The sequence below is a fragment of the Streptomyces sp. NPDC054840 genome (genome assembly GCF_053611065.1).
Window position 1 is genome coordinate 1 of the sequence record NZ_JBSGZP010000550.1, and the last position, 5,127, is coordinate 5,127.

Consider the following 5,127-nt stretch of genomic DNA (forward strand, 5'->3'; position numbering starts at 1 on the left):
GTCTTCCTCATCAACATCCCGCTGATGGCACTGATCCTGCCGCTCGGCCGTTGGCTGCTGCCGGAATCGCGCGGCTCCGCCGACGGGCCCTGGGACGTGCTCGGCGCGCTGATGGCCGCCGCCGGTGTGCTCGGCGCGGTGCTCGGGGTCAAGCGGCTGGGCGCCGAACGCCGGCTCCTCGACGTGGAGGCGCTGGTCCCGCTGCTCGTCGGTGTGGTGCTGCTGGTGCTGTTCGTACGGCGGCAGAAGCGGCGCGAGCACCCGCTGATCGACATGCGGATGTTCTCGCGGCCCGCCTTCTCCACGTCGGTCGCGTGCATCGTCCTGGCCATGCTGGCCCTGGTCGGCCTCGAACTGATCGCCGTCCAGTATCTGCAGCTGGTACTGCACCTCAGTCCGCTGGAGACCGGTCTGCGGCTGCTGCCGCTGACCTTCGCGGCCATGGCCGCGGGCGCCACCGGCTCGTACACCCTGGGCCGGGTCGGGCCGCGCACGATGGTGTCGGTCGGCTTCGTCCTGACCGCCTTCGCCGTGCTGCTGCTGACGCTCATGGGTCAGCAGGACCGGCCGCTGCTGCTGACCATCGGCTTCATCCTGCTCGGCTTCGGGCTGCAGACCACGCTGTTCGCCGCGTACGAGTCGATGCTGAGCGAGGCCCCGGCGGCCACCGCGGGCGGTGCGGCCTCGATCGGCGAGACCTCGTACCAGCTGGGCGCGGGCATGGGCATCGCGCTGCTGGGCAGCGTGATGAACGCGGCGTACCGGCCGGGGCTCGTGCGCGTACCGGGGGTGTCGGCGGCGGATTCGGCGGGCGCGGCGAATTCTCTGGGCGAGGCGTACCAGATCGCCGCGCACCTCGGGGGGCCGGCGGGGGCGTCGCTGTACGCGGCGGCGCGGCAGTCGTTCGTGCACGGTCTGCACATGACGTTGCTGGTGAGTGCGGGATTGTTGGTGGCGGGGGCGGTGATGGCGCTGAAGTTGCCGCGGGCGATGGAGTGCGGGGCGGCCGTGGGCGAGGACGCGGAGCCGGCCGTCGTGCGGCTGCCCGCGCAGGCGAAGAGTGAGTCACGGCCGACCCCGGTCGAGCAGGCGGGCTGACCGTCCGGCCGGCCCGCGGGTGCGGCGCCGTGGCCGCGGCTCGGCCCGGACCCCGCGCCCCACACCTGGGCGGGGCCGCAACGGTGCGGCGGGCTGGAAGGGTGGGGCTGGATTTGCCCGGCCGTGGCGCATAGCTTCGGGCGAGCGCACAACGTGCGCTGTCACAGCACCAGGTTCTGTCTCAGGCCGCCGGGAGGCCCAGTGTCCGCGTTCCTGCCCCATGATCCGCTCGGGCTCGACGAGCTCCTCGGGCCCGAGGACCTCGCCGTCCGGGACACCGTCCGTGCCTGGGCCGCCGACCGGGTGCTGCCGAACATCGCCCAGTGGTACGAGAGCGGCGAGTTGCCCGCGATCCGCGAGCTGGCCCGGGAGCTCGGCGGCATCGGGGCGCTCGGCATGTCCCTCCAGGGCTACGGATGCGCCGGCGCCAGCGCCGTGCAGTACGGGCTCGCCTGCCTGGAGCTGGAGGCCGCCGACTCCGGGATCCGCTCGCTCGTGTCGGTGCAGGGCTCGCTCGCCATGTACGCGATCTGGAAGTACGGCTCCGAGGAGCAGAAGCAACGCTGGCTGCCGGGCATGGCCGCCGGCGAGCTGATCGGCTGCTTCGGGCTGACCGAGCCGGATGTGGGATCGGACCCCGCGGCGATGCGGACCTACGCCAAGCGCGACGGCACCGACTGGGTGCTGAACGGCCGCAAGATGTGGATCACCAACGGTTCCGTCGCGGCGGTCGCCGTGGTGTGGGCCCAGACCGACGAGGGGATCCGCGGTTTCGCGGTGCCCACCGACACCTCCGGGTTCTCCGCGCCGGAGATCAAGCACAAGTGGTCACTGCGCGCCAGCGTGACGAGCGAGCTGGTGATGGACGACGTACGGCTGCCCGCCGACGCGGTGCTGCCGCTGGTCACCGGGCTCAAGGGGCCGCTCGGCTGCCTCAGCCACGCGCGGTACGGGATCATCTGGGGATCCATGGGCGCGGCGCGGGCCAGTTTCGAGTCCGCGCTCGACTACGCGAGGACGCGGGAGCAGTTCGGGAAGCCGATCGGCGGTTTCCAGCTCACCCAGGCCAAACTGGCGGACATGGCCCTGGAACTCCACAAGGGCATCCTGCTCGCCCACCACCTGGGGCGGCGGATGGACGCGGGCACCCTGCGGCCGGAGCAGATCAGCTTCGGCAAGCTCAACAACGTCCGCGAGGCCATCGAGATCTGCCGCACCGCGCGGACCATCCTCGGCGCCAACGGAATCTCCCTCGAATACCCCGTCATGCGGCACGCCACCAACCTCGAATCGGTCCTCACCTACGAGGGCACGGTCGAGATGCACCAGCTGGTGCTGGGCAAGGCGCTCACCGGCCTGGACGCTTTCCGGTGAGAGCCCTGCTCAGCTCTGGTTGAAGAAGTCGCGGGAGCGGCCGCCCGCTTCGCCGCTGACGATCTGGGTGTCGGCCGGGGTCAGGAGGAAGACCCTGGTCGCCACCCGCTCGATCGAACCCCGCAGCCCGAAGGTCAGTCCGGCCGCGAAGTCGACGACGCGCTTCGCGTCGCCGGGGTCCATCGACGACAGGTTGACGATCACAGGGACCCCGTCGCGGAACAGCTCGCCGATGCCCCGCGCGTCACGGAAACCGTCCGGGGTGACCGTCGCGATGCGACGGCCGTGCTCCACGGCCGACTCGGAGGCCACCCGGACCCGGGGGTCGGTGACCCACTGCTCGCCGGGGCCGGCCACCGAACCCTGGGCGGCCTCCGCGTAGTCGTCGTCGTAGTAGCGCTCGTCGTCGCTGTCCTCCACGAGACCCAGCCAGGCACTCGCCTTGCGCACCGAACCCATGGACTGCCTCCTTTCACCGCGGTCAGTCTGTCTTCTCTCCGCTGCCCCTATGCTCGTCCATGATGCTGACAACGCGCCAAGTGGATAGTCGCCGCGCAGGGGTTTCGTGACGGTACTGGTGCAGAACATCCGTTGCACGGTCAAGGATCCTGATGGCTACCGCTGCTGACTGAGTGAAAATACGACCGCCACCGCCGTACGGGTGAGCGACGCGGACGTACGGGTGAAACGCGCGGGTCGATACGATGCCCGGCAAGCACGCGTACGACGGCACGGGGGAAGCAGCTTGTTCGGCATAGTGAGACCTTGCACGCACCGGTTGGGAGAGCGGTTCAAGGCGGAGTGGATGGCCCATCTGTGCGGGCTCTGCCTGGCACTTCGGGGAGATCACGGACAGTTCGCCCGGATCGTCACGAACTATGACGGGCTGCTCGTCTCCGTTCTGACGGAGGCTCAGTCGGGCACCGCGCCCGAGGCCCGGCGCACCGCGGGCCCGTGCCCGCTGCGCGGCATGCGCACCGCCTCCGTGGCCCAGGGCGAGGGCGCGCGGCTCGCCGCCGCCGTCTCGCTCGTGCTCGCCTCCGCGAAGGTGCGCGACCACGTGGCCGACCGGGACGGGCTGTTGGCCCGCGCCCCCATCGCCGCCGCCGCGCGCAAGGTGGCCCGCGGCTGGGACCGGGCCGGAGCCCGCACCGGAGCCTCGCTCGGCTTCGACACCGCCGTGCTCGTCGACGCCGTGGACCGGCAGGCCGGCATCGAGACGCTCGCGGGCCTCGGCACCCCCGTACTCGTGGTGACCGAGCCGACGGAAACCGCGACGGCTGCCGCCTTCGCGCATACCGCGCAGCTTGCCGGACGGCCGGGCAACGCCCCCGCGCTGGCGGAGGCGGGCCGGTACTTCGGCCGGCTCGCGCACCTGCTGGACGCGGTGGAGGACCAGGGCGCCGACGCCGTCGCGGGCGCCTGGAACCCGCTCACCGCCACCGGGACATCGCTCACCGAGGCCCGCAGGCTCTGCGAAGACGCCCTGCACGGCATCAGGCTGGCGCTGCGCGAGGTCGAATTCACGGACTCGGGGCTCGCCCACCGGCTGCTCGTGCACGAGCTGCGCACCTCGGTGGACCGGGCCTTCGGCACCAGCGGCTGCGGCCACACGGCGACGGCCTCCGCCGGACAGGGCGGCAACCCGTACGCGGGCGGACCATCGCCGGCCAGCCCGTACGGAGCGAATCCGTACGGCGGGAATCCGTACGGCGGGAATCCGTACGGCGGGAGCCCTTACGCACCGAACGCTCCCCAGACTCCGGGCGGTCCCGGTATGACGCCGCCCATGGGACCCGGCGGGGGCGGCGGTGGCGGGGGCCTGCCCCCGCGGCGGCCGCGCCGCGGTCTGCTCGCGGGCTGCGCGGTGGCCCTCGGACTGTTCTGCACCTGCCAGATGTGCTGCACCGAGTACGAGGGCCCGTGGTCGCGGGAGCGGCGCGAACCGCTGTGCGACGCCGGTGACTGCTGCGAAGGCTGCGACTGCTGCAGCAACTGCGGATGCGGCGACTGCTGCTGCTGTCCTTGTGACGGCTGCTGAGGCCCTTTCAGATTCCACAGGCCCGGACGGCGTACGCGGGGATTCCCGTCCGGACCCGTGTGGAAGGGGTGAGCGGGATGAGCGACGACGCAGACGACCCGGACGCCGCGTGGCGGGAAGCGCACGACCGCAGGGTGGCGGCCGTGTCCGCGCCCTACGGCCTCCTCGCCCTGACCGGAACCCGCCGGCTCGCCGACTACCCGGAAGGTCGAATTCCGGCCGTTCCGGGACACTGGCGCGCCGCCGAGGCCGGTGCGGTGCTGACCGCCACCCCCGAGGACTCCCGCCGGCTCGACGGCGAGCCCCTCACCGGGGAGCTGCTCCTCGACGCCGACGAGGCTCCGCCCGAGCCCGCGCGGCTCTCCGCCGGGGAGCGCCGGATCGTCGTGATCCGGCGCAAGGGGGGAGTGGAGCGAGGGGCGTGGCCGCGAGGGGGAGTGGGGCGTCCTCCACGACCCCGCCTTCGTACGGCCGGGGCGGTTCCGGCCGTACGCCGAGGACCGGAGCGTCCAGGTGGAGAACGCCGACGGGCGGGCGCGCGGGCTCGGCCTCGGCGCCGTCGGCGCCCTGACGACGGCGCCCTCCGGGCCGTCTTCGGCGATGCCACCGGAGGG

General features: G+C 72.5%; 4 protein-coding genes and 1 pseudogene. 4 read left to right on the forward strand and 1 reads right to left on the reverse strand.

From position 1 onward, the window contains the following. The coding region (locus tag ACWGIU_RS29300) for an MFS transporter (RefSeq protein ID WP_453710785.1) at nucleotides 1–1,098 on the forward strand (1,098 nt) is incomplete at its 5' end. Between the two features lie 201 nt (nucleotides 1,099–1,299). Beyond that, entirely contained in the window at nucleotides 1,300–2,472 is a 1,173-nt protein-coding gene (locus ACWGIU_RS29305) for an acyl-CoA dehydrogenase family protein (RefSeq protein WP_453710787.1), read from the forward strand. A 9-nt stretch (nucleotides 2,473–2,481) separates the two neighbouring features. Here the strand turns inward: ACWGIU_RS29305 and ACWGIU_RS29310 are convergent, their stop codons facing one another. Continuing rightward, nucleotides 2,482–2,931 (reverse strand): cell division protein SepF, encoded by a 450-nt coding sequence (locus ACWGIU_RS29310; protein WP_052875748.1) that lies wholly within the window; start codon nucleotides 2,929–2,931, stop codon nucleotides 2,482–2,484. A 286-nt stretch (nucleotides 2,932–3,217) separates the two neighbouring features. Between ACWGIU_RS29310 and ACWGIU_RS29315 the strand changes: the two genes are divergently transcribed. Both ACWGIU_RS29315 and ACWGIU_RS29320 read left to right on the forward strand, forming a co-directional pair. Beyond that, nucleotides 3,218–4,513: a DUF5685 family protein gene (locus ACWGIU_RS29315; protein WP_453710789.1), complete on the forward strand. Its 1,296-nt coding sequence runs from the start codon at nucleotides 3,218–3,220 to the stop codon at nucleotides 4,511–4,513. A 77-nt stretch (nucleotides 4,514–4,590) separates the two neighbouring features. Further along, nucleotides 4,591–5,127: pseudogene (locus ACWGIU_RS29320) on the forward strand (DUF1684 domain-containing protein); the annotation flags it as partial.

Excerpts from the sequence above, each read along its gene's own strand:
- ACWGIU_RS29310 (WP_052875748.1), bottom strand. The coding sequence starts at position 2,931 with ATGGGTTCGGTGCGCAAGGCGAGTGCCTGGCTGGGTCTCGTGGAGGAC.